We start from the raw sequence: 26,861 nt of genomic DNA, 5'->3' as shown, positions 1-26,861 counted from the left end.
GCTAAACGGGCCAGGGCTTTCATCAGACAAATAAAATTAATTTCGAATTGATTTTGGAAAAGTGCTAATGATCACACATGGAATTTCAAAATTATACTTTATATTACTAGGTATTTTTGTTCTTATTCTTGTTACGATATTTGCTTTTATTTTATACCATCGTTCTCTTTTTCATAGGAATCTGCCAGCTAAACCCATTGCAAAACCGTTTAAACAACATCTGCACACGAGTTGTGGTCAGGAGTTCTTTACTATATTAGCTATCGATGGCGGCGGAATAAGAGGGATTATTCCGTTATACTTTCTATCTAAAATAGAAGAGTTAACCCAAAGGCCAATCAGTGAAAATTTTGATTTAGTAGCAGGAATCTCAACGGGTTCTATCATTGCAACCGCGTTAACATTACCTGATAAACAAGGTAAAAATAAATTTTCCGCTAAAAAACTCCTGGATTTTTATACGAATGACGCGTCAAAACTGTTTTTTAATAGTTGGACTCATCAATTTTTTACTCTTGATGGACTCATTGGACCCAAATACAGTTCCACGGGTATAAGAAAGGTTGGAAAGAAATTTTATGCAAACCAAGGGCTTGATGAGTTAAAAACCAAAGTTATTGTGTTTGGCTACGATGCTGTCAGCATGGATATCATTCCATTTTGTAATTGGCAGAATTGTAGTATTAATAGTACGAATTACAGGGTCAGAGATGTGATTACTGGAACAACAGCAATGATGTCGTTCTTTGAGCCCAAGATTTTTCATGATGAGCAAGGTAATTTAAAATACATTATTAATGATATGGGCATGATTATGAATAATCCCACATTGTTGGCCTATCTCTATGGTAGCAAAGTGTGCCCGAATACAAAGCATTATCTCATTTTATCATTAGGTACAGGTAATTATCCTGGGATAACTGACAATTCGCCTAATATTGCAAGCTGGGGGTTGATTAAATGGCTCCCTAATCTTATTACGACAACGATTGAAACACACAGTCAGTTATCAAATCAATTAGCTGCAAAGCTAGCCCGATTAATTAATGTCCAAACAGACGAATTGCCGAAATTTATATACATCAGAATAAATCCTGTTATTCAACAAGAGCAAAGAGATCCACTTAATATTTCTAAACCGCATCTTCAAGAACTCTTGAATATTTCAGAAGCAGATTATAAAAAAAATGAAAAATTGATCACGTGTCTGGTAGAAATCTTGAACAGGAAACAATTATCAAACGCCTGTAAGCTACTAATCAGCAAAAATCAGGGAGCTTATTTTGCTGACTAGGGGAGTTAAGGACCGTCATATCCTTCGATTCTCTCATACCCAGGTAGTGATGGAGTTTGTTTATCTGCTTTACTGAAGAACAATTGCTTAACTCTTCCATAAATGGATTCAGTTTTTGGCGCCTCTATTATACCAAGATGCGATTTCTCCATTGTTGTTTGGTTTGTTCCATTGATCCATTGGGGCAGTAATATCATGCTACCCAAAGCAACACCTATTAATAACCCTATTTCAATCCCATAGATATCTAGGGAAGTATGTAGACCTAACGCGTATGCGAGAAGAATTCCGAAAACCAGGCAGGAGATTTTTGAGTAAGTAGGGATATTGCTATCATTGGCTGCTCTTAATGCCTGGGTCATACCATAACCAGCAGTATCTATAACAGTCTGAGTCGCCGCCAGAGGGATTAATGTTTTGGAGATTTGCAATGCTTTGTCTCCAACTGACAGGGATAGGGTATTGATAAGCCATTCTGGTTTAATGGCAAGAGGTATAGCGATGGTCCCAACGAGACCGAGGCTGGTTAGTAGACCATAACGAGCAAAGCGCATTGCATTCCTAAACTCTTGCTGTCCTATTAAACGGCTGACTTCCTGGGTAACTGTTTGCCCCAAGGCGACAGAAGGGATAACTGCAAAAATAAATAATTGTGTGGCAAAATTTTGAGCGGCTAGTTGATCTTGACCAAGCCATCCTGAAAACATGCCAATTAATAAAGCGGCAGAAAGCTCAAATCCCATTTGTAAAGTGATAGGCAAACCCAACTTGAGCATTTTTTTTGCCTGTTGCAGAATATCCTTATCCAATTTTAAAAAGTTAAAAAAGTTAATGTCCTTAAAAATCTTATTCTTTGCAAGATATAAACAAAAACCTAAACAAGTTAGATAAGACTCGGCTACATAGCCATAACCAATGCCAGCTAAACCTTGCTTGGGTGGTCCAAATGTCAAAAAGTAAGCAAGACCTGTCCCCACAGCGAAACTACCAAGTCCAATGGCCATGGCAGGTGTTGTTTTATTAAAGGCAAACATCATTTGTTCAGCGGCAATTCGATACATAAGGCCAGGCAAAGCAAAAGAATAGGCGCGAAGATTTTGTTGTGTTAACTCGGCAATATGTTCATTTTGTCCAAACCAATCCATCAAAATAGATTTTGAAAAATACATACCCAAGAAAGGTAATGGCATGATGAGCGTACTTACTCCAACGCCACTTTTAAAGATATTTGCAATCTTGCTTCTTAACCTTTCTATTTTAATGGGATCTTGCACAACCTCTGCTTCTTCATTGATGAGTTTCCCCTGCTTTTTGCTGGCTCTAATACTCATAGCAAACAGTGGGGCGATTGAGATACAGGCTAAAACATTTGTGGTCGTTGTAATTAAGGTGGCAGCAGCAAGATAACTGTCGGGATCATCTTCCGAAATGCGAGCAACCATCATGGCTGTTGCTATTTCACTGGCCGTGAATGTAAAAGAAAGCGCCATTGGGGTTGCTATTCTTACTGTCTGAAGCATTATGCGTAAGGCTGATAGTTCTTCCTTGAGTTTTTTTTCACTGTCTTCTTCAGGTTTTTCCTCAAGATTAATTGGAATCAATAAGTCATTTTCTTGTTCTTTTTTTTCCTTCATGCGACACCTTGATACAACAATTGTTACTACCCTTATGCAAGAAACGATATGTCTTGAAATTTAAATAAAATTTTTTTCAGTGAGAGCAATAAATAGTCATCATTTAAAAAGCTGGTCATTCTACAAGATTTCTGGAAGAAGTACATAAGGGTCTGACTAAAATTAACTTTTCTGAACAAACACCATCCATAAAAAATAAGCTACTCTCTGCAAATGGATTAGCTATTTATTTTAACGTACAATAAAAATCCATTTGTAGTCGCCTTACACTACCTTGTTGCTATAGGCAGCAATGCAAGCGAAATTTAAATTAATTAAAAGGCTGTTTATGTTGGCCAAATGTTCGGTTTTTATAGCTACCAGCCTCGATGGATTTATTTCTAGGAATGATGGTTCTATTGATTGGTTGATGAAAGCTAACACTCTAGCACCAGCTGGCGAAGATGGCGGCTATAAGTCATTTATGTCAACAGTCGATGGCTTGGTCATGGGAAGGCATTCTTTTGAAAAAGTATTATCATTTGATAGCTGGCCCTATGGTGATCTTCCAGTAGTGGTCATGAGTAGCCATCCAATTAAAATTCCTGAGCATTTAAAAACATATGTTTCTACATCTGTAGAAACACCCGTTGAGTTAGTTCGGCGTTTAACAAAACAAGGGTTTAAACATCTTTATATTGATGGGGGGATTACAATCCAGAAATTCCTTGCTGCTGATCTCATCAATGAGTTAACACTAACGCTCATCCCTGTTTTATTAGGCTCTGGCCGCCCATTATTCGGGTCATTGGTACATGATATTGAGTTAGATCTTCTTGAAGCAAAATGTTTGGGTGGTGGTTTTGCGCAATTGAAATATCGTATTAAGCCAACGAACAGTCACAACGTAAAAGCTAAAAATAAAGACAAGATGTACCTTATTTATGATGAAATCATTGATTGGTTTGATAGTCATCGTAATAAAGAACTCACTATGGAAACGTTTTATTTGAATCTACTGCAAAGATACGTTCCATCAGAAGGCAAAATATTAGATGTTGGCTGTGGTACTGGTGAGCCTATAGCTCGATTTTTAATTGAACAAGGTTATAAAGTAACGGGCGTTGATGCAAGTAGAAAAATGATTGACTTATGTAAGCAGCGATTTCCAGACGGAAAATGGCTTTTCGCTGATATGCGTACTTTAAATTTGCAAGAGAACTTTCACGCTGTCATCGCCTGGCACAGTTTTTTTCATTTATCTCATGCTGATCAACGCATTACATTGAAATTGTTTGCTTCTTTAGTGAGACAAGATGGCTTGCTAATATTTACATCTGGATCTGAATACGGTGAAGTTTGGGGTGATAATGGAGGACATGATTTATATCATGCCTCTCTTTCTTCTGAAGAATACGCCAAGATACTTACAGATAATCATTTTAAAGTACTTGTACACAACATTCGAGATCCAGCATGTGGAGAAGCAACGGTTTGGGTTGCTCAAAAGTCTAAATGAATTTTGGAGAATAGGGTGCTTAATCATTGTAAGATAGTCATTATCTTTATAAGAGCTATGGCTTGCATCGTTTTAATTAACTATTCATTGCATGCATCTACGCTTTATGAGCATGATTTTTCGAAGGGTGATGGTGGATGGGAATCCATGTTATCGTTACTTGATAAATCGCAAATTCCTAAAAACCACATCAATTGTACCATTAGTTGGCTAGGTCTTTATGCTTGTACCATACATGCAAATATTATTGATGGGAATAACCAACTAAAATCACCTTGGATGCTTGATAAAAATCATGCCTATCCAGGAGCAGGGGATTTAAATTTATTGACATGGTTTAGACCTCAAACCCCCATTGATATCAGTAATGCCATCCTAGAAATTGATATGGCTACAAAAGATTTAAATTTAAAGGGTGGTAAATTGGTTTTTTGGTTTCAAACAACAACTGTCAATAGGAAATATGCCAATTTTGCATTAACCGGGATGCCTATTGAAATTCCTTCGGATGGCAAATATCGACGTGTCGTTTTAGATCTATCTAAAAAACAAAATTGGACATGTTTAGGGAGCTCAGTATCTCGTTCTGATACTTATGAGTGTAAAACCATTGAGGAAGCTGCACGGAATCTTGATGTAAATTTTGGATTCATCATATTCCCAGTTTCTGGCTCTCCAGATCCCAAAGTACAGCCTTCAGGAACGATTAATATCAGATCTATAAAAATATCAACGAAGGACAAAAGTGCCTAATTTTAATTCACTTCCCGACGCACTCAAACTAATTATTTTTTCTTTTCTATCCACCACTGAGTTAGACAGCGTAACTTATGTCAGTAAGAATTTCTTATGTTTAAGTAATATCCTATGGGGAAAAAAAACGCATGAGGATTTTAACTGTCGTTTTGATGCAACCATACCCAACCATAAATTTTTTTATCATCGCTTATCAGCAGAACTTACAAAGGAACGAAAATTGTTTGTTGCGTATCAAAAAGCTTTATTTATGCAGCAATTTATTAATGATAAATTTGATCATTACGATCACTATTATCCCTTTGCCTCGATTGAACTTAATAGGTGTAATTTTCTAGAAGAATCAAAGACCTCTTTTTTAAAAGGAATTAGTGAACATGTATTTCTTATCTCAAATAAGGTACAAGGGGCTGATTTAATAGAATTTAAAGATGGATTAATTGAAGCTGAAAAGAAAGCAGATGTTTTATTTGATACTTTAATATCGCGTCCTTCAACGTTACCGCCGTTCCACCTACATGATTTATGTAAACTTGATGCTTATTGTGTGATTGGCATCATTTTTAAAAAAATTCCGACATTCTCGATTGATCTTGCTGCATTATTTGCTGAAGCAATTGATTCAATGCATCTTGATACAATGAAAAAAATGATTGAGTTAGGATTGGATGTTCATAAAAAAATACCTTTTAGAAAATACAACGGATATTTTGCGGATTATGATATTACGGGCACATGGCTTACTTTTACCTTTTTGTCTTTAGATAGAATCTTATTTCAAAAATTATCTCAACTTTCAGATTCAGAAAAATTGACTGCACCATGCGTCAAAAAAATAAAGGCTATAATTAATTTTTTTCTTGAATCCGGCCTCGATTGTGACGAGGTTATTGGTTGCGATGAAGAAGATAATCCTTTGACTTTGCGGCTACATTGTCAAACAACAATAGAAAACATAGGGAAAGAGGAAAATGAGGTTTCAACTAATATTTATAAAGATATATTATTACTTATAGAAAATCCCTTAACATTAAATTCTGCGCCTAGATGAGATGCTGAAGATCATTAATTGCAGCAGTAGTAGCTGAACTTATTTTTAATAATTCAGCTTCTACATCTTTAATACAGGAACTAAAACTTTCACGTTTAAAGTGAACCTTCAAATACCTGGATAAGTTTGGCCAAGATTCTTGGTTAAGCTGAAATCCAGATAAGTACATATTCATAAACATGCTTACAGTAGCCACATCAGCAATAGTAAACTGATTGCCTACTAAAAACTGTTTATTAAGTAATTCATTTTCTAAATAAGAGGCAACTTTAGGAAGTTGTATGCTTAGTGCTGCATTGATGGCTTCTTTATCAGGTTCTCGATGGTGATAAAGAGGGACAAGCACGGTTTGATAATAACAAGGCGCAATAGCCTGAAATAAAACAGTATCAGCATATTCTTCATACCAAAGGGCCTTTCCGTAGTCTTCTGGGTTATCGGGATAAAAACTAGGAATAGGGTATTTTTTATCAATATAAGCACAAATAGCTGACGAATCAGCAAGTGTAAAATGACCATCTCTTAGTGCTGGGATTTTTTTGAGCGGGCTAGCTTGCTTAAACTCATCATTTATATACTCATATAGATTTATTGGATCAACAACAAATTCTATTTGTTTTTCTTGCAATAAAATACGAGGTTTTCTAACAAACACTGAGCCAGGAGCTCCATATAGAATAAGCATGCATATTCCTTATTTGATGTTGGCGACAAGATTAATGGATTTAAGCAAATCGTATAATTCGTGTAAACGGGCTATACACTCATTTATGGAATCTACGAATTACCGCACACCCTAAGTCTGATTATCAAAATAATCAGACTTAGAGTGCATGCGCTATATCTTATATCATTCTTGTAAATTATTTGCTAACTTAAATTTAACATATACAATAACTTCCCTTCGTAAAATTCATGAGCTACGAAAATGACTTTACAGATTAAAGCGCTATCATTGCAAATGGCAAAAAAAATGGCTGATGCCGCAGAAAAGACAGCTATAGAAAATAAAATTTTTATAGCAATGGCCATTATGGATGCTCATGGAAATCTTAAGTATTATCGCCGTATGGATAATAATAATTTTGTTAGTGTTAGAATGTCTCAACTTAAAGCTATGACCTCAGCAAGTATACCTGTTTCAACGAAGGTGCTTGCGGATAGAAACAAAAATATTGATAACGGCCCATATCTTAGCGTCCCTGATATCGTTCTGCTTGAAGGAGGTCTTCCTATCATTACTAAAGACGGACAACATATCGGTGCAATAGGAATCAGTGGTGCCAATCCAGAGCTAGATGGTATCTGTGCGCAGGCAGGTCTGAATGCAATCGAAGAAGATTTATAAAGTAATTATTTAATAAAAAAATTTCAAAGGTTGGATAAAGGCTCAACCAAACTAGAATAAGGATATTAATGTTTCAATCAACTTTAATAATTGCCCTAATGGCTTTTAGTCTCATCACTCAAGCAGCCCTCCCCTCTGATCCAATCCAGCGCTGTTTAGATATTAGAAGACTCGTGGACATTACCACAAGACAGAAAATGGCCGCCAAAGAGCCTGGCGTGTTGCGCTTTAAGTTTCATAAAATTTCAGCATCAGAGCTGCCGTTAGATAATCCTGTAGGCAATATGGATGAAGTTATCAAGGCATTAAATCATCAGATTGAAAACTGCAATAAAAACCAAGGTGAATTTCAGACAGTGACTATTGCTGGTCATAAATTCAAGCGCCAAGAATGGTGCCTAGATACCAACAAAAAAATGCTTGCTCTTGCAAAAGCAGCCCATGGCGATTTTAAAAAATATTTATCGACGATCAAAACCGAATTTGACTGGTATAAAAGCGATGGCTGGCCTGAAAATTATGCAGGATTTAAAAAGGGTGAATTCCAATTTACTGCCTATTACGCACCAGCCCCTGTTGAGGCTCGCAGTAAACGTGGTGGAGCATTTTTATATCCTATCTATAGTAATCCCGGCGTTGTAAATGTAGCTTCGGAAAGCAAAAAATTTAATGTGAAAGCTCCCCTTTGCGGAGTAGACCCTGTTAGCAAAATGGTGCGTGGATTTTGTCTGAAAAATGCCGATGGTACATATTCTGTAGTGCCAGATCGACAGGAAATTAATCATGGCGCTTTAGATCCAAAATATATAATTGGTTATGTTAAAGACCCAAATGACCCAGCTTTTTTAATGCTTCAAGGTTCTGGCTCATTAATTCTTGATGGCAAATTTTTTCGTCTCAATTATGATGGTGCTAACGGCAGGCCACGTACCATGCTTGGTCGCATAATCCAATGCGCACAAGACCCAACCTGTGGTGGCAACCTTGATACAATGGAACGTTGCGCTAAAGATCCTAAATGTCATGATGAAGCAAAGTTACGCTGTAACCTGTCTAAAGAAGTTAGACAAAGCGGTGCGTCAGAAAAGCTAATTCGCCAATATCTAGATAGTCCCCTTAACCGCGATAAAGCCCCTGACTTGCGAAATCGCGATCAAAGCTTTGTATTTTTTGCTAAAGAAGCCGGTGGACCTTATGGTTCAGAAAATATTCCCCTAACTCCACATGCTTCGTGCGCAACAGATCACAGGGTAATTCCTATTGGGATGAATTTTATCTATCATTGCAAAAAATCGACTTCCTGGTGTATAGCCCAAGACGCAGGCGGTGCCATTGTGGGAGCTCATGTTGATGTCTATAAGGGTGAGGGTGATCAAGCTGGTGTGGAAGCACATGGGCTAAATCACGCAGGCTCATTATTCGTGGCACTGCCAAAACGTGAATAAAACTCAGGCAACCATCTAACAAAACTAAATTGATCAGGCCACTTTTAATTCCTGAAGAAATATGGCATCTATTCATCTTGCATATTCAAGATCATATCAAGCTTTAGCGAGGTATCTGAACGTTATGCAGGCTGGAAAATGAGAGTATGGTGTCCGCACTATAGATGCGTCGTGCCAACTTATTTCCAATTTTTTAAGACGAAAATACAAACAGGAGAATAATAAGAATATGAACTCTAAAGAATATGGTGTTCGAAAAACACCGAAAAAAGATGTAACTCTCAGAGTAAATCTACAAGAATTTGCAGTAAAAGGAATCTGCAAAGGCTTCTTATTTACAAGTTCAAGTCTTCACAAACATAAAAGGAAACAACCCTCATGAATGAGTACAATGATCCAATACAACCCCGCTCAAATGAAGAGCTTATTAATTTCAGAAAAAAACACTTTCTACCTACAGCTGGGTTTTACCATAAAGAGCCAGTTCAGCTTACCAAAGCACAAGGTGCTTATGTCTGGGATTCTGAAGGACAACGTTACCTCGATGCTATAGGCGGAATCGTTTGCATCTCTGCTGGACATAATCATCCTAAAATCAAAAAGGCACTTATCGAAGCTATAGAAAATGATGTCATTCAACACACGAGTCTTCTTTATTTGAATCAGGCGCCAGTGGAAACTGCAGAGCGCTTGCTTGAAGAAGCACCTAATGGTATGGACAGGGTATCGTTTACCAATTCTGGTTCAGAGGCTAATGAACTTGCCATAATGGCAGCTCGTCACGCGACTGGAGAAACAATGGTAGTGAATGTGCGTCACTCTTATCATGGTGGTACTTCTGCTGCTCTCGCCTCATGTGGCCACTCAATCTGGCGATTCAAAGGCCAGCCAATTACAGGCGTAACCTCTGCTCTCGAGCCATATTGCTACCGCTGTCCGTTTAAACAAAAACCCGAAAGTTGCGATCTGGAATGTGCAAAAAATGTTGAAACGACAATTCAAAATTCGACACATGGTAAGATAGCTGCTTTCATACTTGAACCAGTGATGGGTGTAGGCGGATTTATTACCCCTCCTGATGCCTATTTTAGTGAGGTCGCTCGTATCGTTCATAATTATGGTGGTAAATACATCAGTGACGAAGTACAAACAGGAGCTGGTCGTGGTGGCGGTGATCTTTTACTCACAAAAACCCTGAACATAGATGCAGACATGGTGACCATGGCTAAAGGCTTTGGTAACGGCGCTGCAGTTGGGGCTGTACTTATGAAAACTGAGGTCGCTGAAACAATGACTGGCAAAACATATTTTAATACGTTTGCGGGTGACCCACTGCAAATGATCCAGTCTAAGCTTACCCTGGAAATTATTAAAGAAGAACAGCTTGTTGAAAACGCTCGTATCATGGGGGATCTACTCAAAGATGGTTTCAATCAGTTGCGAAAGAAACATTCTCTCATCGGAGATGTTCGCGGTCGTGGTTTGCTTTTAGGGATTGAATTAGTCAAAGATCACAACACAAAAACCCCAGCATCTGATGAAACACTTCAGTTAATGGATCTTTGTAAAGACAAAGGACTATTGCTCGGAAAAGGAGGACAATTGGGTAACGTCTTCCGAATAGCACCACCCTTGACGATCAATCGGGAACAAGTCAATTTCATACTTGAAACGATAGATCAATCCTTATCAGAACTGTCACGATTGTATATTCTGTAACAAACGAAACAGATCCTGGCTGGCAACAGCCAGGCTACACGAGCTAGCCCTCCTCATTCATTAGCTCACAATCCAGCTATATTAAAGAGAGTGAGTGAATAAGAAAGTTGGGGAGATTACTCAATGAATCTGCAACGTGTGGAAGCTCTTATACAAGAATTGCTAATCGAAATGGGTGAAGATATAAGCAGGAAAGGATTAAAAAGAACACCCACCCGCTTTGCTAAAGCCTTAGAGTTTTTGACTTCTGGGTATACTGAGGATTTTAAAACCATTATTAATGAAACATACTTTCCTCATAACAGTGGTTTAGTTATTAACAAAAATATTGCTATTTATAGTCTTTGTGAACACCATCTACTCCCCTTCTTCGGCATTTGTCATATTGGTTATATTCCTAAACATCAAGTCATTGGGCTGAGTAAATTAACACGAATATCACAAACGTATGCGAGAAGATTGCAAGTACAGGAACGATTAACAGAACAAATTGCTAAAACATTGATGGAGGAAATTAATGCTATTGGGGTCGGGGTAATGTTAAATTGTCGACATCTTTGTAATGAGATGCGCGGAGTGGAGCAAAACCAATCTGTTATGATCACTTGTAGCACAGTAGGCAATTTAGGTCTTAGTGAAAAAGAATTTATCCATTTTATCACCTCATTAGAATAAGTAGGGGTAAGGTATGATCGGGGTTTTTATGGGTGCGTTTGATCCGATTCATTATGGTCATTTAACCACCGCGGATCTAACAAAACAAAAATTAAATTTAACCAAGGTCTTATTCGTACCGCAGCTACGTTCACCCCGTACGAATAAAACAATAACTACTTCATTTCATCACCGCTGTAACATGATTAAGCTCGCGATTAAACCTTGTGCTTATTTCTCACTGGATGAACGCTGTGAACAATTTAAAAGTCGTTCGTATGCCATTGATGTATTGAACTCATTAAAACAGGAAACTACCGAATCCTTACTTTTGCTAATAGATACAGCAGTCTTTCTCGAGCTCCCTTCTTGGTATGAATGCAACAAAATATTAGATATTGCTCAAGTGGCTGTAATGCACTCCACGGGTAGATATATAAAAACAACAGGATTGATTCCCAGTTCATTTGATATGAAGAAAGTTATTAAAACCTTACCTTCATGTGCATCTGATAAGTTTTTTTTTATTGAAGATGATCAAAACTTCAATGTTGACTCAACCAACATTCGCAATTTAATCGGTAAAAAAATCGTGCCTAATTTCAGGCTGCCTCCAGAAGTGATTCGTTATATCCAAAAACATAACTTGTATACAAAGAACAAAAAGAAAGTCCTGTTGCCTCAATAGAACCTGTTGCCGAAGGACAAAAAATATACTGAGTCGTTGCCTCAGAATAGGTGTTGCTTTTGAGAGGTTTTGTTGCGATTAAAAAATAATTGCTATTGAGCCTGGTGGGTGTGTGGGCGAGAAGCCTGTGAGTGTGGGCAATAACTGTGAATAACGTCTTTTTGTTATTCATGGTTTTGTCCACACGTCCCATAGGGCACAGGCTGGTCCGAAGGACTCGTCCATCATATCCACAGGCTTTATGTTCCTGTCTTTTTACAATATTGAATAAGACTTTCATTAAAGAGCCTTTCTTTGTTTTACATGTTGAATATTCACTAATCTAAATATTAATTTTAGCTTTTTTTGAATCTTTTTTTGCAAGTCAAACGGGTCGAGTGTATTAAAGGTCTCTTGTAATTTTGTTTTCTGAGCGAGAGTAAGACCATTCGACGTCATCAGTCGCTGATAGGGCGTTTGGGGTTGATCATATTTTTTGATTACACGGGATTGAATTCGTACTTTGTCAATGAGCTTAATGCAAGGATAGAAAAAATTAAATAACAAGGAGACTTCGTTAGAATATAAGTCATTCATAAGCTCAACGAGCTTTGGATTACCAAAACGATGATAACCAAACAGTTGACGCACATGAGTCCAGTTCTTTTGTTCAACATGTGCATTATCGTCTTTTTTATAAGGACGAGAGCGAGTAAATTGAACCGCTTTTTGTGGGTCCCGCTCAGTAAAATAATGAATGAGATGCCAATTGAGAAACTCTGAGCCGTTATCACAATCAAACCCTTTGATTTCAAAAGGTAAATTTTTTTCTATGTCTTGAATACCCCCCAAGACACCATGAGCTCCTTTATTCCAAGTGGCCCGCATTTCTGTCCAGCCACTGAAAATATCCGTCAGCGTAATAGACCAAACAAAATCACCGGCTAGTGATGCTCCACAATGCGCAACGCTGTCGGCCTCCATAAAACCCACTTCGTTAGTATTCCACTGATTCGTATTGACTGGAATTTGATTCCTGAGAATACTTCCAGGCTTTGTTCCACTTAAGCCTTTTCCATAGTGAGTTTTAACAGGCTTGAGTAAGCGATCAATTGTAGCAGCGCTCATGGTTAGCAGTTGAGAGGATATCTCCGCCGCTAAAGGCTCATAATGATTTTGATAATGAGGTAACCATAAGGGAAGAGCTCTCTTTAATCGTTTACCACACATCTGATCCGTGCCAAGCCATATCTTTTTTAAAGGCTCCAGCAATATGGATGGGTCATAGGTCTTCTTTTTTCCAACTTTCTTCGGACTTTTATCAGAAATGGGTAACTGTCTTAATAAACGAGCTGCTGCTTTGCGATGATAATGATGCGTCTCGCAAAATTCATCCAGAATGCGTTTTTTTAACGCTCTATTGCCTCGTTGATAGCGGATACGCTGTATTTTTAGATACAAATCCATATTCACTTGCCCCATTTCTGTTCCTCTCGCTCGGCAACAGCCATATTGAGGCAACGAAGCAATTTATGGACTTATTTACGTCATCCTTCGGCAACAGATAATTTGAGGCAATTCGAAGTCCCCAAAAATGATAAAGAGTTAAGAAAACCTTAAGATGCCGCTGCTATATTTAACACACTCTTTTTAACCAATAGGTAACCTATGATATTCGTTATTATCGAAATGCAACCACGCATGCGATTTAATCCCTTTGTGCCTCAGATCGATATTTTTAGTTTATATCAAGAGACTAAATTTCATGAAAGAGAGAGCCGCTCTTCATTTATTTCCTATCATAATTTTAACCAAGTTAATGAGCGTATAAACCATTTAGCGTTTAAGCGTTTTCTTCTTTTAGAAATGCTTGTTGATAACTATTATCAAATCCCACGTACTCGTAATGAATTCCTAGGATCAATAAATCGGGCTAGTTTCCATATGGGTTCTTTCCAACAGGAACTACCTCATCGGGCATCTGCTGCTGCAACACGTTCTCCAGTACAATTTGACCAAGAAGCTGCTTCACCACGACCAACAGTTGTTCCTACACCCTTTAGTCATATTCCTGCGCCTGATGCAGCTAAAAAGAAAGCAGCGCAAGATATGGCCAGTAAACTAGGTGATGATCTACCAACAGAATGCAATGATCCAATCACCATGATGCCATTGTTAGATCCTATCGAAATTAATAAACGAGTTTATAACCGTGATACGGCTTCAAATCTAATTAAAAATGGCAAATTCCAAGATCCATTTACCAGAGAGACTATTGATCCCACTACTGCAAAGTCTGCTGATTACATGTTAGATGCTATTGTACAACATGACGAAGTTAAGCAAGGTAAAAAGCCAGCCTTATTGGATAGTCACAAAAATACTGACGTGCACCCTCTTAAAGATTTGCTTCAGGTATGGGAAGACTTATTAAGCAAACAAAGTCAAACCATGATCCATTCATAGTGGCTAAAGATGAATGCAGGGTTTAACAGCCCAGTCTACTACTCCTGGATGACCGCATTAGCGGACATCCAGCCCTACAATGGTTTGCAAGAAGTTCAAAATATTAATAAACTGTATTTTTTACAATAACAATGATCTTGCATAACTATGATTTCTTTCTTTGAAGATAAGTATACGTGGGAATTTGAGAGAATTACTTCAAGGTTAATTACATTAAAAACAACTCTTTCAAAGACCGCGCAACAAAATAAGTTAGCAAATAAATATTATAAATATGCAGAAAGAGATATCGATGATGTCATTGATTTTTATCGTCGATTATTAATCAGAAAAAATCAAATGTGGATAAAAAATCAGATGGTTAGTGAGTATGGGAAACTGGCGGGCATATTAGAAAATCTTGCATATGATCCAGAAAGTTTTAGTAAAACTCCAGAAAATGACTTCCACTCCTCACTACCTCTTATTGAGAAGCTTTGTCATTCCATTGCGCTTGTCGTTTGGAGCCTAGTCTTTGCGGGAACAGCTCTTGCAGGAGCAAGTCTCCTGGCTCTCCCTGGAGCTGTTGGTTTTAGTATTCTTATCAGCTTTACTCTTCTCTATTCGGCTAGTAAGATTTATTCCCATCACAATCAGTTATTCGATAGGAATGATGACTCCCCATACATGCCCGAAACAGAAGCTCGTTCCTTATTCTTTAATATACAAAACATATATATGGCAAAGAAGGATTCTAATTTTGTTCCCAAAAAATTAGAATCTGATTACAGGATGGATCCTTCCACTATCTTTCTAGGGAAAAAGTTTTCCTATTCCCGTCCAATTATTGGGGACGATGAAGAACTCCTTCTTGAGGAGAGGAAAAAGGTAACCTTTGTATAGTGCATTACTTAGCTGTTGACCTGTGTGGGCTAGCCAACGAAATGATTTCTCTAGCTGCAGAGGCTACTCTTATTGGAAGGTAATACCATGCTTTTCAAGAACATCTTTCCAAGCCTGTTCTTCAGATTCTCTTTTAAAAATTTCTTTACTCGTTTTTTGGTCTAAAGTCCCTATGCCCTTTTTATGTTTAGAGCCTTCTAGATTATTAGGCTTATCTTTTAGTTTACTTACACGATCCACTGCGTATGGCTGAGGATTTTGATAGGTTTTCATATAAATCCTTTTTATGTTACTCATTAAGTTAAGTATAGTTCTCTTTCGTATCATTTTGATGTCTGAAAAACGCTAAAGGCAAATGGAGTAATTTAGAAAAATTGAATTCCTACTAATTAACTATTATTTTAATATAAAGGGATTCATATACGAGGGACCGCATGAGTAAAAAAATCGCAGTTATAATAGGCAGTTTGCGCAAGGAAGCATGGAGCCGTAAGCTCGCTAAGGCTTTAATTAAACTGGCCCCCTCTTCTCTTGAGCTGGAAATTGTTGAAATAGGACAACTTCCTCTTTATAACCAAGATCCTGATGATCACGATAATCCACTTCCTGAGTGGGTAGCTTTTCGCAAAAAAATGAAAACATTTGATGGTTTTTTATTCGTCACTCCTGAGTACAATCGTTCCATTCCAGCACCGCTGAAGAATGCAATTGATGTGGGCTCAAGACCATATGGCAAAAGCATTTGGGGTGGGAAACCAGGTGCTGTGATTAGCTCCTCCCCTGGTGCACCAGGTGGATTTGGTGCTAATCAGCACCTTCGGCAAACCTTTGTATTTTTAGACATTTGGTGTATGCAGGCACCAGAAGCCTATGTAGGACATGTAGATAAAATCTTCGATAAAGAGGGTCATCTTTCAAATGATCAAACCCGCGAATTTTTAACTACCTATATGGAAAGTTTTGAAAAATGGGTTTATCGGTTTTGATGTTCTGGCTCTAGGTTCCTTTTAGGATTATCATATGATTCATTTAATTGCATTAAAATTAATAAAGATATGAAAAACATCAATATTCGGTTAGCTTGCCCTAACGATCTAGATTTTATTTATAATTCTTTAATTGAGTTATTCACTGAAGGGCAAGTGATAGAAAGGTTTTCCCAAAATAGGACATCCTTATCTCAAATTCTTTTTTCATCACAACCAGGTGCTGAAGTGCTAATAAGTGAGATAGAAAATATACCAACTGGCTTTGCACTTTTTTCAATGACTAACCGTAATTTCCCACTTTTCGACGGCCCTGGTCTTTATTTACATGATTTATATGTAAAAAGACAATATAGAAGAATGGGAATTGGCACAAAGTTAGTGAATCAATTAAAAAAAATAGCGAAAGACCGCTCTTGCACACGAATTGACTGGGTATTATTAAAAAATAATACACTGGGTAAGGATTTCTATGCGAGTATAGACGCTGCGAAACCTGTCGGTTATATTGAGTATATGAGAATTAATTGCACCGACAGTGTCTCTTAACCAAGCACGTAGTTACGACTTAAATAAAGTTCCATTTTCGGCATTAGCGTTTTTTTATCATAACTCCCCACATATCATCCCGAGCGAAGCGAGGGATCTCCTGGAAATGATTCCTCAGCTAGTTTGATTAACTTGTTGGGATCATCAAAGTTTATCAATGAAGTTTGTTCATTGATTTTATCTACCATAAAATTTGCGCAAGACTTTACAAGTAATTTAATATCATCCCAATATTCATTTTCTACACCGATACAAATCGATTTGGCCCGCTTCATCACAGGGTGGTACACTTTAGGTAAATAATGCATTACCCAGTCTGCCGCAGCAGGTTTAGACCTTATCACATTTGTTTCTAAAGTACTCCAGATCCGCGCGTAAGTAAGCAGAACATTTCGAGTATCATGCTCAAGATCAGTAGCAAGTCTATTTAAATCATGGAGCATGGCCTTTATAAAATCATGATATGGCACATGCGCCAATAGCTGCTGAGGTTCTAACCCAAATAAGGTTTGGCTCTTTAACAAAACTTGAGTAACAATTATCGCAAGATCAGGCATCTCATGGGTCAGCCATGGTTCAACAATGCCCTTCTCAAAAGATTTACGTAACCAATCACCATACTGAAAATCAAAGTTTGGGGGATAATGCCAAGGATTAATCGCTGCCTTCTCAACAATAGTGATTTCAATAGGCAACTTGGAGCTTTTCATGTAAATACCCGAGATTTGAAGAAGATTAGCAATTAATCTGGTTTTTTCTGCTAAGGTGGTCGCACGGTTAGAGACAACGAATAAGTCAATATCACTGTATTTTTGTAGTCCACCTACAAGAGATGAGCCATAAAGATAAACCCCTAAAAGCTCATCTCCTAAAATTATTTTCAATAATTCTAGGCTTTCTTTGAGTTGTTGCTGCATTTCATGGCTATACGTATTTTGTATCATTCGTAGGAAATCCTTCGTTTCGCTCGGAATGACGTGGGAATTACTTTTTATCTTATTATTTAATTCTTTAATTAGTTGCTGAGCAGGAAGTGTCTGACATAAAAAAGCAGCTTGCCCCGCCCACATTGACATAAAATCCGTATTGTTTTGTTCTTGTGCATACTTACGCATTGGACTGGTTAGAGCATGCTGTATAGGGTATTTAAGAATATCATTATGATGCGCTTCCATATGATCAATGAATTTATTGCGAATCCCGCGTGCTAATTTTCCAGAGAAAACTTTGGTGAGCACTGTTAAATCCTGCTTTGTATTTAAAAGAAGATTTTTATATTTAGGATGTACGCCAGATTCAGTGCATGTTAAGAAAGCTGTTCCCATTTGCACACCCGCGGCACCTAAAACAAGCGCAGAAATAATTCCTCTTTCATCCATAATGCCACCAGCAGCGACAATAGGTGTATTAAGATTGTCTAACAAGGAAGGTACTAGTGAACTGATGCCTATGAGGGCATTTTCAGCCTTGCCAATAAAGGTTCCTCTATGGCCCCCTGCTTCACAACCTTGAGCCACGATAATATCAATACCGGCTTGTTCAAGTAATATCGCTTCTTGAAGCGTAGTTGCTGTACCAATGAGTTTAATATTATTAATTTTTAATTCTTTCAGTAATTCTTTTGACGGTATGCCAAATGTAAAACTAAAAACTGGCACATTTTCCTCAACAATAACTTTCATCTGCTCTTCAAATGAAGGTAAATATGGGGGTTGAGGCAAAACCATGTTCGTATCTTTAATTAACTCCTCACATGATTTAGTGATTGCTTCCCAGGCTTTTTGAATCTCTAACTGAGCGACGTTCACTTTCTCATTAATAAAAAGATTCACAGCAAATGGTTTATCAGTTAATTGCCGAATTTCACCAATGGCTTTTTTTATGGCATCTGGATTCATATATCCAGCACCTAACGATCCTAAACCACCAGCATTCGATACAGCAGCCACTAACCCTGGCGTTGTAATCCCACCAGCCATGGGTGCTTGTATAATTGGCAGTTCAATCTTTAGAAGGCTTGTAACTTCTGTATTAGGCCAAGTATGCATTATCTCGTTCCATAATGTTCATGATAGTATGCATGCTATAGTGAAAATAGACTTAATACTAGCAGTGTAGCCTTTATGCGGCAAAGCCGTAATCAAGGATCATTCTGCATAATCTGTAGAATGTAAGGATTTGCAATGATTCAAGACTTGATTAACTCGATTTATTTTGAGAAAGCTAATCGTCAACACGAAAACATTATTTTTGAATGGCTAAGCTTACCTCACATCCAAGAATTCTGGGACAACAGCCAAGAGCATAAGGATGATATACGCAACTTTATCCATAGACGCAAGCAGCACTATTTTTATGGGACAACAAAATATTGGGTAGGCTTTGTTAATAATCAACCCTTTGCTTTCCTCTTAAGTGATGAAATTTTGGACTCACAAGAGGATGTCACTGAACTTCATAGAAAATATTTATCAAGGGATGGACATACTATCAGCCTTGATTTTGGCATTGGCAATAAGAGCTTTCTAGGAAAAGGACTAGCCGCACCAACATTAAAAAAATTTACGGTATTCTATCAAGAACAAATCGATCCGATGGCTGATACTTTTTTCATTGATCCTGATGAAAATAATCCTAGGGCCAAGCATGTCTACGAGACAGCTGGATTCAAACCAGTAGGTGAATATGCGATGAAAGGAGGCGCTTTTAAGGGTCAGCAAACGCATTTAATGGTGATGAGGTTACCAAAGAGAGCCCTGGGTTACGGCTTCGCCTAACCCAGGCTACGCTAAAACAGCTGGCAATTATTAGGCCACGTTAAAAATGTTGTTTTGGGATCATCTGATGATCCGTCTTGATACAAAACAACATTTTCATGAATCTTCCTTAATATTCGACCTTCAAGCTTCTTTATGTGCTAAAAACAAAAACCGAATTACCGTGGCTTGACCACGGTACCCAGCGATCCTCAATGAACCATGGATACCGTGGTCAAGCCACGGTAATTCGATGTTCTTGGGTCTTGACCCAAGATTAGATGCTACGATGTTCTAGAATTGTTGGGCCAATCCTACTTCTTATGGAAAGACTAGAATCGACTGTTGCAATTATCTTTATTTTTTAATGTTTGGCAACAAATTAAACGCAAAATCGTTTAAAACCATATAGGCGTGCTAGAGTAGAAGAAGCAAAAATGTATGAACAATTTGACACACTACCGTATTTATAGTAGGAATTTACCCCTGAGAGCATCTGGTCTATTTTTTTCAGTCACGGAGCCAATTCAATGCAGAGTGTTAAAGATAAAATCGTGTTTATTACAGGGGCATCCAGCGGAATTGGCGAAGCTTGTGCTCGCATCTTTGCGTTAAATGGAGCGAAACTCATTTTATGTGCTCGCAGAACAGAGCGTCTTGAGACCCTTTCACGAGAGTTTCAGGAACTATATTCAACCGAGAGTTTGCCAATATCTCTTGATGTCAGTTCAAAAGCGGATGTTGAATCTGCCGTTACTGAACTTCCTCCTAAATGGCAAGCCATTGATATATTAATCAACAATGCTGGGCTTGCTTTATCAAGCGATCCTCTGCAAAAGGGAGCTTTTGAGAATTGGGAAAGAATGATAGATACCAATATTAAAGGATTGCTTTACGTCAGTCGTCTCATACTTCCTGGAATGCTTAAACGCAATCAAGGCCACATCATTAATATTGGTTCTATAGCTGGTGAGGAGTGTTATCCCGGTGGTAATGTTTATTGTGCGAGTAAACATGCAGTCAGGGCGATTACCAAATCAATGCGTTTGGATTTGTTCGGAACCCCAATAAGGGTTACTGAAATTGCCCCTGGTGCTGTCGAAACGGAATTTAGTGAGGTACGTTGGCAAGATAAACACAAAGCTAAAGCATTTTATCAAGATTTTACACCCTTGCGTGCAAATGATATTGCTGATGCCATCTATTATTGTGCAACGAGGCCCGCGCATGTGGATATTTCTGAGTTAACCATTATGCCAACAGTACAAGCTTCTGCGCAGCATATATATCGAGAGAATAAATAGAGATTTGCCCCTCACCCTACCCTCTCCCACAAGGGAGAGGGAATATACGAATGCCTCTCCCCTTAACTAGCGCCCTTACTCTGAACCGCTTGCTGCTGAACTTGTTGAATTTGTTGCTGAAGGGTAGTTTGTATCTGTTTCATTTGTGCCTGGGTTTGCTGATTAACCTTCTGGATCTGATCTTGTAATTGACCCTGTATTTGCTTTATTTGGTTTTGCAATTGCGAATTTAAGGTATCAATTTGTTGCTGTTGTTGCGCTTGCAATTGCTTTAACTGAGTTTGTATTTGAGTATTTAATTGTTGAATCTGTTGTTCCGGGGTGCCAGTCAATTGAGCTGCCGCATATACATTCATCATGGTGATCGTAGAAAACATAAAGAGCGCAATTTTTTTCATCAGTTACTCCCTTGATAATTGAAGATTTTTTTAACTTTATCAACTTTTATGAAGGATGCAAAGCGTCTATTGCAAGCGAGTGCCAAGATTCAAAATTTGTGACGTAAACCCGCTTCGTAGATAAAATCCTCGAGGAAGGGTTAAAATTTTATTCCCTTCTTGATCAAAACCGTAGCAAAGTGATCTTGCATTGGCAGCTTTAGGTCTTACTTGAAGGTATTCACCGATAGTTGCATCAATTTTTTCCAGATGGCCGCTACTAATCATAAACACAAGCTCCTGCCAATCACTAGCAAGAATAGATTCTTGTGCTGGGTTAGGAGACCATAAAAAACCATGTCCTATTCGCCTTTGTGGAAAAGGAATTTGTCTATCTCCTTCTACAGGGATCCATAGTACTCGTTTTAATTTTGCATAACATTGAGACGTTTCCCATTGTTGTTGGTGAATAGTGAGTAAAGGGATACTGGTAACAAAGGTGGATTCGGCTGGTTTTCCGGTACTGCTAACTGGTAACGTTTTAAGCTCAATACCCAGGCTGGAGAAATCAGGAAGTGATTTACTTCCTGCCGTAGCACCTAAAGCCATCTCAACCGCTAACCCTACCCAACCTTTGCGTTTAGTGTGTTCGGAAGGAATGTCAATTTGTAATGAGGCAGCTAATTGCCAGAAGCTCCACCCCTCAATCAGTGCACAACGTTCTAGGAGTTCAGCTTCACTCCTCAACGGTACTTTTGGCAGTAGCTGAGGCATGTTCACCTTCTTTCAATTCGACGCTGATGGGTGGAATCGGTGGTTTGATTCCAGCAGCTTTAAATTGAGCGGTAAGAGCAAATAATACTTTTGAGCGAATCTCAAACCGCGTATGCAATTGCACATTAATAAAATACCTTATTTCAAATTCGATTAACGCATCATCAATTTGTGTCAAAAATACTTGAGGTGCGGGCTCGCTCACGATTTCGGGAATAACGGCTAAAACATCAAAAATTAATTGCTGGATCATCACTGGATCATCAGCACGACTCACTTTAATAGGAATAACAGTCCGTACGATGCTATCCTGATGAGTCCAATTTGTGAAAGGCTTGTTAAATGTTTCTGCATTAGGAATTAATACTTCCATATTATCCCATGAGGATACACGCATTGAACGAATACCAATATGTGCTACTCTCCCTTCATAATTGCCCAAAGTAATCAGGTCCCCTTCCCTCACCGGACGCTCGATAAGAAGCATTAAGCCACCAACAACGTTAGAAGCAAAGTCACGCAGCCCAAAACCCATACCAACAGCAAGACCACCAATAACCATCGACATACCACTAAAATCAAGACCTAAAACCCGCAGAGTGATAAAGCCACCAATAAGAATAACGGCATATTGGGTGAATACTGAAAGACTGTTTCGTATCCCAGCGTCCCTAGCATCTCGATAGAGCCAGCGGTAAGCGAATTCCCGCGTCCATTTCGCTGCCCAAATAAATACGGAAAGCAAAATAAGGAATTCAAGGACACTAATTGGTGTGATATACACCCCAGATAAATTCACTAATGGATATTCACCAAACTTAAGTAAATTGGCGATGATGACAGAATCAGAATGCCAGCCAAGCAATTGACACAAAACAAACAAACTAAAAATCAGTAGCATAAGGCGAACAACTTTATCCAAGGGCTTTAAAAAAACCTCAGTCCACAGCCAGCCATTACGCATCGAGGAAATCATCCACTCTGATAACAGTTCTAAGGCATCAATTAATAAACCTCGGCTTAGAACATAGCAAGTAATAATAAGTAAAATTTGAACTTCATAACGACTCATTGTCCAAGCCATATTGATATAGCCTATTAAACCTATCATCGCAGTCACAGATAATGTTAATGGAATTAAAACAACCAGAAGCATGACAGCATTACGAAAATATCTTTTTTTGGTTTTTAACATCGGATGCAATAAATGACTTATCACATCTTTGCTTTTCCAACCCACTAAAGAAACAGCCAAAAGAAATAGCATGAATAAGCGATTAAAGATATCCTGAAGGAGGATAGATAGAGGTAATAGATGACTAATCACCATCAATGCAGTTGTCCATCCTCCAGCTAACAATAGCCACTTAATACGATAATACAAGCGCACATCCTTGCCTGACGAATCACTAATTCGCTCCAACAAAACCAGACGGGCAATTAAAATTAAAGCACGAAAGATTAGCCATACAAAAATCAAATTGAGTAGCAATTGATAGTTAGAAAAAAGAATGTGGTTGGCATACAATATGGTAAAAATAAGTGCAAAAAAAGCCAACTGTGGGATGTTGCGACTCAGTAGCACTAAAGCACCATCGTATAAATGTCCAGATAGCCTCGATCGCTCCTTGTCACTTGTTAGTGGTTTCAATAACTTATGTAAGCCATAAGCTCCAAGAAGAATGATCCCTAGCATGACCCACAACAAAACTGATGGAATCATGTCTTGCCACAAATAATTATCTTTGACTTTTAAAGCAAGTGATTTTAAATAACTATAAAATTGTGTTGGGATGTGAGATAACTGCTTAATGATAATTGGCCAACTGTCCAGACGATATTCTGAGAGGCTTTGGCGCACAGAAAGTTGCTTTTTTAATTCTTCTTGATGATTTTCCAAATCTTCTTGCAACGTTTGCTGTTGGATAGCAATACCCTCGATTCTTGTATTCACAATTCGCAATAATGCTACAAATTGCTGTTTTAACTTATCATTCGGTAGATGAGCCTTTTCTTCAGTCAATATGGCCGCCATCCTCTTTAAAGATTGTTCCATCTCTGATAATTGTGTGATGGCGCCTTTATAAGTGTCGGTAATTTTCTGCAGGGTTCTTATATTTGGATCTTTTAAGAGCAAGTAACCAGCTTTAACTAATTTCTTTTGTAAATCAATTTCAGCTATTTTAGATTGTGTTAAGTTGATCACCTGGTTATTTAACAATAATCTTGCTTCGGCGACATAAGTCGCAGGAAAACCCGCATCGGTTTTAATTTCTTGCTGCAGTTTAATGGTATTGTTATATAAGCGAACAAGAGATGTATTTAATTTGTCCTCCTGATTTCGCAACTTTTGTAATTGCTCTTGCATCTCCTCTTTTGATTTCCACAGGTCGAGTTGTTGTTTCTGTAAAATTAAAGCCTCTTGATAGCGATTGGCTAATGCTAAATTTTCTGTAATCAATTCAATCGTTTTTTTATTGACATCATTAAGGGTATTAATTTTGCCGATGCGTTCTTGTGAGTTTTTTTGTGCCGATTGCGATAACGGTGTTTGCTGCAGATGCTTTAACCGTTGGGTAAAATCTTGTTGTTGCTGCTTTTGGTTAGCAAGAAAACTCTCCAAGCTACTGATCTTCGCCTGATTCAAAGCCAGCATGGCATCATTTTCTTGTCGCTGTTTAAGATAAGCAGCACGATCCACTGGTGGAGTCATTAATTTGACTTCATTAATAGTCAGCGTTAATTTCATCCTTTCCTGGACAAGGTACTCAATGAGTTGATTTGAACTAGCCTCGGGTTTTGCATGCGCTACCCCTGAACCCAATTGCAAACTGACCACGCATAGGATCAGACTAAGATAAAACCAGCAAAATCGGTGGAAGATGCTGGTTTTGTGATGTTTATTTGGATGTTGAAGTGGCCGCAAGACGAATTCCTAACTCATTAAGTTGTGTAGCACCCACAGGAGTCGGAGCGTTAGTCAAAAGACAGGCAGCCGACTGCGTTTTAGGGAACGCAATAACGTCACGAATTGAACTGGAATGGGTTAACAGCATTGCTAAACGATCAATACCCAAAGCAATACCTCCATGAGGAGGGCAACCGTATTCCAAAGCATCCAGTAAAAATCCAAATTTCTCGTTTGCTTCCTGCTCACCTATTCCCAACAAGTCAAAGACGGTTTGTTGCAGTTTAGGATCATGAATACGAATTGAACCACCACCAATTTCAAAACCATTAATGACAATGTCATATGCTCTGGCAAGTGTTGTAGTTGGATTTTGGCGTAAACTTTCTGTCGATAATTCTTGTGGAGAAGTAAATGGGTGATGCATGGCTTGCAATTGTTGAGTTTTGTAATCAACCTCGAACATTGGCCAATTGACAACCCACAATAAACGCCAACCCTCCTCAACGAGATGACGATCATGGCCCAATTTGACTCGCAAGGCTCCCATTGATTCATTCACAAGCTGGGCATGACCAGCTCCAAAGAAAACCACATCACCTGTCTTGGCATTCATACGATCAAGAATAGCCTTCACGCAGGTTTCAGAAAGGAATTTAAGGATCGGCGATTGTAAACCTTGTATGCCCTGTTCAAGATTATTGACCTTGATATACGCCAAGCCTTTAGCTCCATAGATGCCGACAAATTCCCCATAGCCATCAAGATCCTTACGACTCAACTCACAACCACCAGGTAATTTAAGGGCCACAACCCTACCCTCTGGATTTGCTGCTGCAGTTGCAAACACATTGAAATCACAGCCTTTGACCAAATCAGCCACATCAACCAATTCCAGCGGAATACGTAAATCTGGTTTATCACTACCAAATCGCCGCATCGCTTCAGCATAAGTCATCTTAGGTAATTTCCCTGGCAATTCTATTTGCAAGACCTCTTTGAAAACCTTTTGCAGCATACCTTCTATCAATGTCTGAATATGAGACTCATTGATAAAACTCATCTCAATATCAAGCTGCGTAAATTCAGGCTGTCTATCTGCTCGTAAATCCTCATCTCTGAAACAGCGCACAATTTGATAATACTTATCAAAACCTGACATCATCAGCAATTGTTTAAACAATTGCGGCGATTGCGGTAGAGCAAAAAACTGACCTTGGTGCACTCTCGATGGCACCAAATAGTCACGAGCACCTTCAGGAGTCGCCTTCGTAAGCATAGGTGTTTCAATATCAAGAAAACCCTGCGAATTTAAATAGCCTCGTATACAACTAATCATATTATGACGCAGAGTTAAGTTGTATTGCATTTCACTTCGTCTTAAATCCAAATAGCGATAGCGGTAACGTAAATCCTCATTTACAGCTTGATATTCATCAGGTAAAAATGGCGGTGTCTTTGATTGATTTAATATCTCTAGTTCCGTTCCTAGAATTTCAATATGACCAGTGGCCATTTTATCATTGAACATACCTTGCGGGCGGCTGCGTACTGTCCCGGTGATGCGGACAACGAATTCATGCCGCAGCTTTTCAGCAACTGCAAAGACCGCTGTGAATTCTGGCTCATAAACAACTTGCACTAAACCTGAACGATCACGAATATCCAAGAAGATCACACCACCATGATCACGACGATTATGAACCCAACCGCAAACATTAACAGATTGTCCAAGCATGGTTTCATTAATACTGGTGCAATAATGTGATCTCATAAAAGCCGCCTATCTTATA

At 38.4% G+C, this 26,861-nt stretch carries 25 protein-coding genes; 15 read left to right on the top strand and 10 right to left on the bottom strand.

Translation table 11 applies throughout. From position 1 onward, the window contains the following. Window positions 1-67 precede the first annotated feature (67 nt). Window positions 68-1,294, top strand: coding sequence for a patatin-like phospholipase family protein (locus tag CKV79_RS07160; protein WP_051546129.1), 1,227 nt, complete (start codon window positions 68-70; stop codon window positions 1,292-1,294). A 5-nt stretch (window positions 1,295-1,299) separates the two neighbouring features. Here the strand turns inward: CKV79_RS07160 and CKV79_RS07155 are convergent, their stop codons facing one another. Continuing rightward, window positions 1,300-2,928 carry an MATE family efflux transporter gene (locus tag CKV79_RS07155; protein ID WP_028373002.1) on the bottom strand — a complete coding sequence of 543 codons (1,629 nt, stop codon included), beginning with the start codon at window positions 2,926-2,928 and terminating at the stop codon, window positions 1,300-1,302. Window positions 2,929-3,220: 292 nt separating this feature from the next. Between CKV79_RS07155 and CKV79_RS07150 the strand changes: the two genes are divergently transcribed. The 3 genes from CKV79_RS07150 to CKV79_RS07140 are packed head-to-tail and all read left to right on the top strand — an operon-like array spanning window position 3,221 to window position 6,233. Further along, window positions 3,221-4,426 (top strand): methyltransferase domain-containing protein, encoded by a 1,206-nt coding sequence (locus CKV79_RS07150; protein ID WP_231950059.1) that lies wholly within the window; start codon window positions 3,221-3,223, stop codon window positions 4,424-4,426. Between the two features lie 15 nt (window positions 4,427-4,441). Continuing rightward, complete coding sequence (locus CKV79_RS07145; RefSeq protein WP_028373004.1) at window positions 4,442-5,179, top strand: hypothetical protein; 738 nt, start codon at window positions 4,442-4,444, stop codon at window positions 5,177-5,179. Then, window positions 5,172-6,233 (top strand): F-box protein, encoded by a 1,062-nt coding sequence (locus CKV79_RS07140; protein ID WP_028373005.1) that lies wholly within the window; start codon window positions 5,172-5,174, stop codon window positions 6,231-6,233. Before CKV79_RS07145 ends, CKV79_RS07140 begins: the two co-directional genes overlap by 8 nt. Here the strand turns inward: CKV79_RS07140 and CKV79_RS07135 are convergent. Further along, complete coding sequence (locus tag CKV79_RS07135) at window positions 6,226-6,918, bottom strand: glutathione S-transferase family protein (RefSeq protein ID WP_028373006.1); 693 nt, start codon at window positions 6,916-6,918, stop codon at window positions 6,226-6,228. The two genes, CKV79_RS07140 and CKV79_RS07135, sit on opposite strands and share 8 nt — an antisense overlap. 243 nt (window positions 6,919-7,161) lie before the next feature. Here CKV79_RS07135 and CKV79_RS07130 point away from each other — a divergent pair, with 243 nt between their 5' ends. The 5 genes from CKV79_RS07130 (at window position 7,162) to nadD (ending at window position 12,087) form a co-directional block, all read left to right on the top strand. Further along, on the top strand, window positions 7,162-7,581 hold the full coding sequence (locus tag CKV79_RS07130) for a GlcG/HbpS family heme-binding protein (RefSeq protein ID WP_197697224.1): 420 nt from the start codon (window positions 7,162-7,164) through the stop codon (window positions 7,579-7,581). 68 nt (window positions 7,582-7,649) lie between these two features. Beyond that, window positions 7,650-9,026, top strand: coding sequence for an MltA domain-containing protein (locus CKV79_RS07125; RefSeq protein ID WP_028373007.1), 1,377 nt, complete (start codon window positions 7,650-7,652; stop codon window positions 9,024-9,026). A gap of 378 nt (window positions 9,027-9,404) precedes the next feature. Continuing rightward, complete coding sequence (locus CKV79_RS07120; RefSeq protein ID WP_028373008.1) at window positions 9,405-10,745, top strand: aspartate aminotransferase family protein; 1,341 nt, start codon at window positions 9,405-9,407, stop codon at window positions 10,743-10,745. A 123-nt stretch (window positions 10,746-10,868) separates the two neighbouring features. Continuing rightward, complete coding sequence (folE, locus tag CKV79_RS07115) at window positions 10,869-11,420, top strand: GTP cyclohydrolase I FolE (RefSeq protein WP_051546130.1); 552 nt, start codon at window positions 10,869-10,871, stop codon at window positions 11,418-11,420. Between the two features lie 13 nt (window positions 11,421-11,433). Continuing rightward, window positions 11,434-12,087, top strand: coding sequence for a nicotinate (nicotinamide) nucleotide adenylyltransferase (gene nadD, locus CKV79_RS07110; protein ID WP_051546131.1), 654 nt, complete (start codon window positions 11,434-11,436; stop codon window positions 12,085-12,087). On the opposite strand, the gene CKV79_RS13800 is transcribed toward nadD, so the two are convergent. Together CKV79_RS13800 and CKV79_RS07105 are read right to left on the bottom strand one after the other, a co-directional pair. Then, the gene (locus CKV79_RS13800; RefSeq protein WP_154660305.1) at window positions 12,002-12,367 is read right to left on the bottom strand and encodes a hypothetical protein; all 366 of its coding nucleotides are present in this window, start codon (window positions 12,365-12,367) and stop codon (window positions 12,002-12,004) included. The two genes, nadD and CKV79_RS13800, sit on opposite strands and share 86 nt — an antisense overlap. After that, window positions 12,367-13,548 (bottom strand): integrase, encoded by a 1,182-nt coding sequence (locus tag CKV79_RS07105; RefSeq protein WP_095141753.1) that lies wholly within the window; start codon window positions 13,546-13,548, stop codon window positions 12,367-12,369. Before CKV79_RS07105 ends, CKV79_RS13800 begins: the two co-directional genes overlap by 1 nt. A gap of 186 nt (window positions 13,549-13,734) precedes the next feature. On the opposite strand from CKV79_RS07105, the gene CKV79_RS07100 reads away from it, so the two are divergent. Together CKV79_RS07100 and CKV79_RS07095 are read left to right on the top strand one after the other, a co-directional pair. Next, a complete protein-coding gene (locus CKV79_RS07100) occupies window positions 13,735-14,532 on the top strand; it encodes a hypothetical protein (protein ID WP_028374166.1) in 798 nt (265 codons plus the stop codon). Window positions 14,533-14,679: 147 nt separating this feature from the next. Continuing rightward, window positions 14,680-15,414 (top strand): hypothetical protein, encoded by a 735-nt coding sequence (locus CKV79_RS07095; protein ID WP_028374167.1) that lies wholly within the window; start codon window positions 14,680-14,682, stop codon window positions 15,412-15,414. Window positions 15,415-15,483: 69 nt separating this feature from the next. Here the strand turns inward: CKV79_RS07095 and CKV79_RS07090 are convergent, their stop codons facing one another. Beyond that, complete coding sequence (locus tag CKV79_RS07090; protein ID WP_028374168.1) at window positions 15,484-15,687, bottom strand: hypothetical protein; 204 nt, start codon at window positions 15,685-15,687, stop codon at window positions 15,484-15,486. A gap of 161 nt (window positions 15,688-15,848) precedes the next feature. On the opposite strand from CKV79_RS07090, the gene CKV79_RS07085 reads away from it, so the two are divergent. Both CKV79_RS07085 and CKV79_RS07080 read left to right on the top strand, forming a co-directional pair. Next, window positions 15,849-16,400 (top strand): NADPH-dependent FMN reductase, encoded by a 552-nt coding sequence (locus tag CKV79_RS07085; RefSeq protein ID WP_028374169.1) that lies wholly within the window; start codon window positions 15,849-15,851, stop codon window positions 16,398-16,400. Window positions 16,401-16,469: 69 nt separating this feature from the next. After that, on the top strand, window positions 16,470-16,949 hold the full coding sequence (locus CKV79_RS07080) for a GNAT family N-acetyltransferase (protein ID WP_051546261.1): 480 nt from the start codon (window positions 16,470-16,472) through the stop codon (window positions 16,947-16,949). A gap of 74 nt (window positions 16,950-17,023) precedes the next feature. Here CKV79_RS07080 and CKV79_RS14060 read toward each other — a convergent pair whose 3' ends face one another. After that, entirely contained in the window at window positions 17,024-18,997 is a 1,974-nt protein-coding gene (locus CKV79_RS14060) for a nitronate monooxygenase (protein WP_331712960.1), read from the bottom strand. Window positions 18,998-19,132: 135 nt separating this feature from the next. On the opposite strand from CKV79_RS14060, the gene CKV79_RS07065 reads away from it, so the two are divergent. Both CKV79_RS07065 and CKV79_RS07060 read left to right on the top strand, forming a co-directional pair. Continuing rightward, window positions 19,133-19,726 (top strand): GNAT family N-acetyltransferase, encoded by a 594-nt coding sequence (locus tag CKV79_RS07065; RefSeq protein ID WP_035916148.1) that lies wholly within the window; start codon window positions 19,133-19,135, stop codon window positions 19,724-19,726. Window positions 19,727-20,235: 509 nt separating this feature from the next. Beyond that, a complete protein-coding gene (locus CKV79_RS07060) occupies window positions 20,236-21,009 on the top strand; it encodes an SDR family oxidoreductase (RefSeq protein WP_028374171.1) in 774 nt (257 codons plus the stop codon). A gap of 62 nt (window positions 21,010-21,071) precedes the next feature. Here CKV79_RS07060 and CKV79_RS07055 read toward each other — a convergent pair whose 3' ends face one another. The 4 genes from CKV79_RS07055 to aspS all read right to left on the bottom strand — a co-directional run bounded on the left by CKV79_RS07055 (window position 21,072) and on the right by aspS (window position 26,842). Beyond that, a complete protein-coding gene (locus tag CKV79_RS07055) occupies window positions 21,072-21,407 on the bottom strand; it encodes a hypothetical protein (RefSeq protein ID WP_028374172.1) in 336 nt (111 codons plus the stop codon). 66 nt (window positions 21,408-21,473) lie between these two features. Next, window positions 21,474-22,160, bottom strand: a complete 687-nt coding sequence (mutH, locus tag CKV79_RS07050) for a DNA mismatch repair endonuclease MutH (RefSeq protein WP_028374173.1) — start codon at window positions 22,158-22,160, stop codon at window positions 21,474-21,476. After that, the gene (locus tag CKV79_RS07045) at window positions 22,123-25,086 is read right to left on the bottom strand and encodes a mechanosensitive ion channel domain-containing protein (RefSeq protein ID WP_051546263.1); all 2,964 of its coding nucleotides are present in this window, start codon (window positions 25,084-25,086) and stop codon (window positions 22,123-22,125) included. The genes mutH and CKV79_RS07045 overlap by 38 nt, the downstream gene beginning before the upstream one ends. Continuing rightward, the gene (gene aspS / locus CKV79_RS07040; RefSeq protein ID WP_028374174.1) at window positions 25,061-26,842 is read right to left on the bottom strand and encodes an aspartate--tRNA ligase; all 1,782 of its coding nucleotides are present in this window, start codon (window positions 26,840-26,842) and stop codon (window positions 25,061-25,063) included. Before aspS ends, CKV79_RS07045 begins: the two co-directional genes overlap by 26 nt. Window positions 26,843-26,861: the final 19 nt, after the last annotated feature.

The organism is Legionella lansingensis, assembly GCF_900187355.1.
Classification (GTDB): Bacteria; Pseudomonadota; Gammaproteobacteria; order Legionellales; family Legionellaceae; genus Tatlockia; species Tatlockia lansingensis.
This window is presented reverse-complemented; position numbering and strand designations above follow the sequence as displayed.

What these genes read in the sequence shown, in the direction of transcription:
- CKV79_RS07130 (WP_197697224.1), top strand. Translation starts at nt 7,162, where the DNA reads ATGACTTTACAGATTAAAGCGCTATCATTGCAAATGGCAAAAAAAATG.
- mutH (WP_028374173.1), bottom strand. Translation starts at nt 22,160, where the DNA reads ATGCCTCAGCTACTGCCAAAAGTACCGTTGAGGAGTGAAGCTGAACTC.
- CKV79_RS07080 (WP_051546261.1), top strand. Translation starts at nt 16,470, where the DNA reads ATGAAAAACATCAATATTCGGTTAGCTTGCCCTAACGATCTAGATTTT.
- nadD (WP_051546131.1), top strand. Translation starts at nt 11,434, where the DNA reads ATGATCGGGGTTTTTATGGGTGCGTTTGATCCGATTCATTATGGTCAT.
- folE (WP_051546130.1), top strand. Translation starts at nt 10,869, where the DNA reads ATGAATCTGCAACGTGTGGAAGCTCTTATACAAGAATTGCTAATCGAA.
- CKV79_RS07085 (WP_028374169.1), top strand. Translation starts at nt 15,849, where the DNA reads ATGAGTAAAAAAATCGCAGTTATAATAGGCAGTTTGCGCAAGGAAGCA.
- CKV79_RS07060 (WP_028374171.1), top strand. Translation starts at nt 20,236, where the DNA reads ATGCAGAGTGTTAAAGATAAAATCGTGTTTATTACAGGGGCATCCAGC.
- CKV79_RS07090 (WP_028374168.1), bottom strand. Translation starts at nt 15,687, where the DNA reads ATGAAAACCTATCAAAATCCTCAGCCATACGCAGTGGATCGTGTAAGT.
- CKV79_RS07105 (WP_095141753.1), bottom strand. Translation starts at nt 13,548, where the DNA reads ATGGGGCAAGTGAATATGGATTTGTATCTAAAAATACAGCGTATCCGC.
- CKV79_RS07150 (WP_231950059.1), top strand. Translation starts at nt 3,221, where the DNA reads ATGCAAGCGAAATTTAAATTAATTAAAAGGCTGTTTATGTTGGCCAAA.
- CKV79_RS07160 (WP_051546129.1), top strand. Translation starts at nt 68, where the DNA reads ATGATCACACATGGAATTTCAAAATTATACTTTATATTACTAGGTATT.
- CKV79_RS07135 (WP_028373006.1), bottom strand. Translation starts at nt 6,918, where the DNA reads ATGCTTATTCTATATGGAGCTCCTGGCTCAGTGTTTGTTAGAAAACCT.
- CKV79_RS07065 (WP_035916148.1), top strand. Translation starts at nt 19,133, where the DNA reads ATGATTCAAGACTTGATTAACTCGATTTATTTTGAGAAAGCTAATCGT.
- CKV79_RS14060 (WP_331712960.1), bottom strand. Translation starts at nt 18,997, where the DNA reads ATGCATACTTGGCCTAATACAGAAGTTACAAGCCTTCTAAAGATTGAA.
- aspS (WP_028374174.1), bottom strand. Translation starts at nt 26,842, where the DNA reads ATGAGATCACATTATTGCACCAGTATTAATGAAACCATGCTTGGACAA.
- CKV79_RS07095 (WP_028374167.1), top strand. Translation starts at nt 14,680, where the DNA reads ATGATTTCTTTCTTTGAAGATAAGTATACGTGGGAATTTGAGAGAATT.
- CKV79_RS07055 (WP_028374172.1), bottom strand. Translation starts at nt 21,407, where the DNA reads ATGAAAAAAATTGCGCTCTTTATGTTTTCTACGATCACCATGATGAAT.
- CKV79_RS07120 (WP_028373008.1), top strand. Translation starts at nt 9,405, where the DNA reads ATGAATGAGTACAATGATCCAATACAACCCCGCTCAAATGAAGAGCTT.
- CKV79_RS07125 (WP_028373007.1), top strand. Translation starts at nt 7,650, where the DNA reads ATGTTTCAATCAACTTTAATAATTGCCCTAATGGCTTTTAGTCTCATC.
- CKV79_RS07100 (WP_028374166.1), top strand. Translation starts at nt 13,735, where the DNA reads ATGATATTCGTTATTATCGAAATGCAACCACGCATGCGATTTAATCCC.
- CKV79_RS07155 (WP_028373002.1), bottom strand. Translation starts at nt 2,928, where the DNA reads ATGAAGGAAAAAAAAGAACAAGAAAATGACTTATTGATTCCAATTAAT.
- CKV79_RS13800 (WP_154660305.1), bottom strand. Translation starts at nt 12,367, where the DNA reads ATGAAAGTCTTATTCAATATTGTAAAAAGACAGGAACATAAAGCCTGT.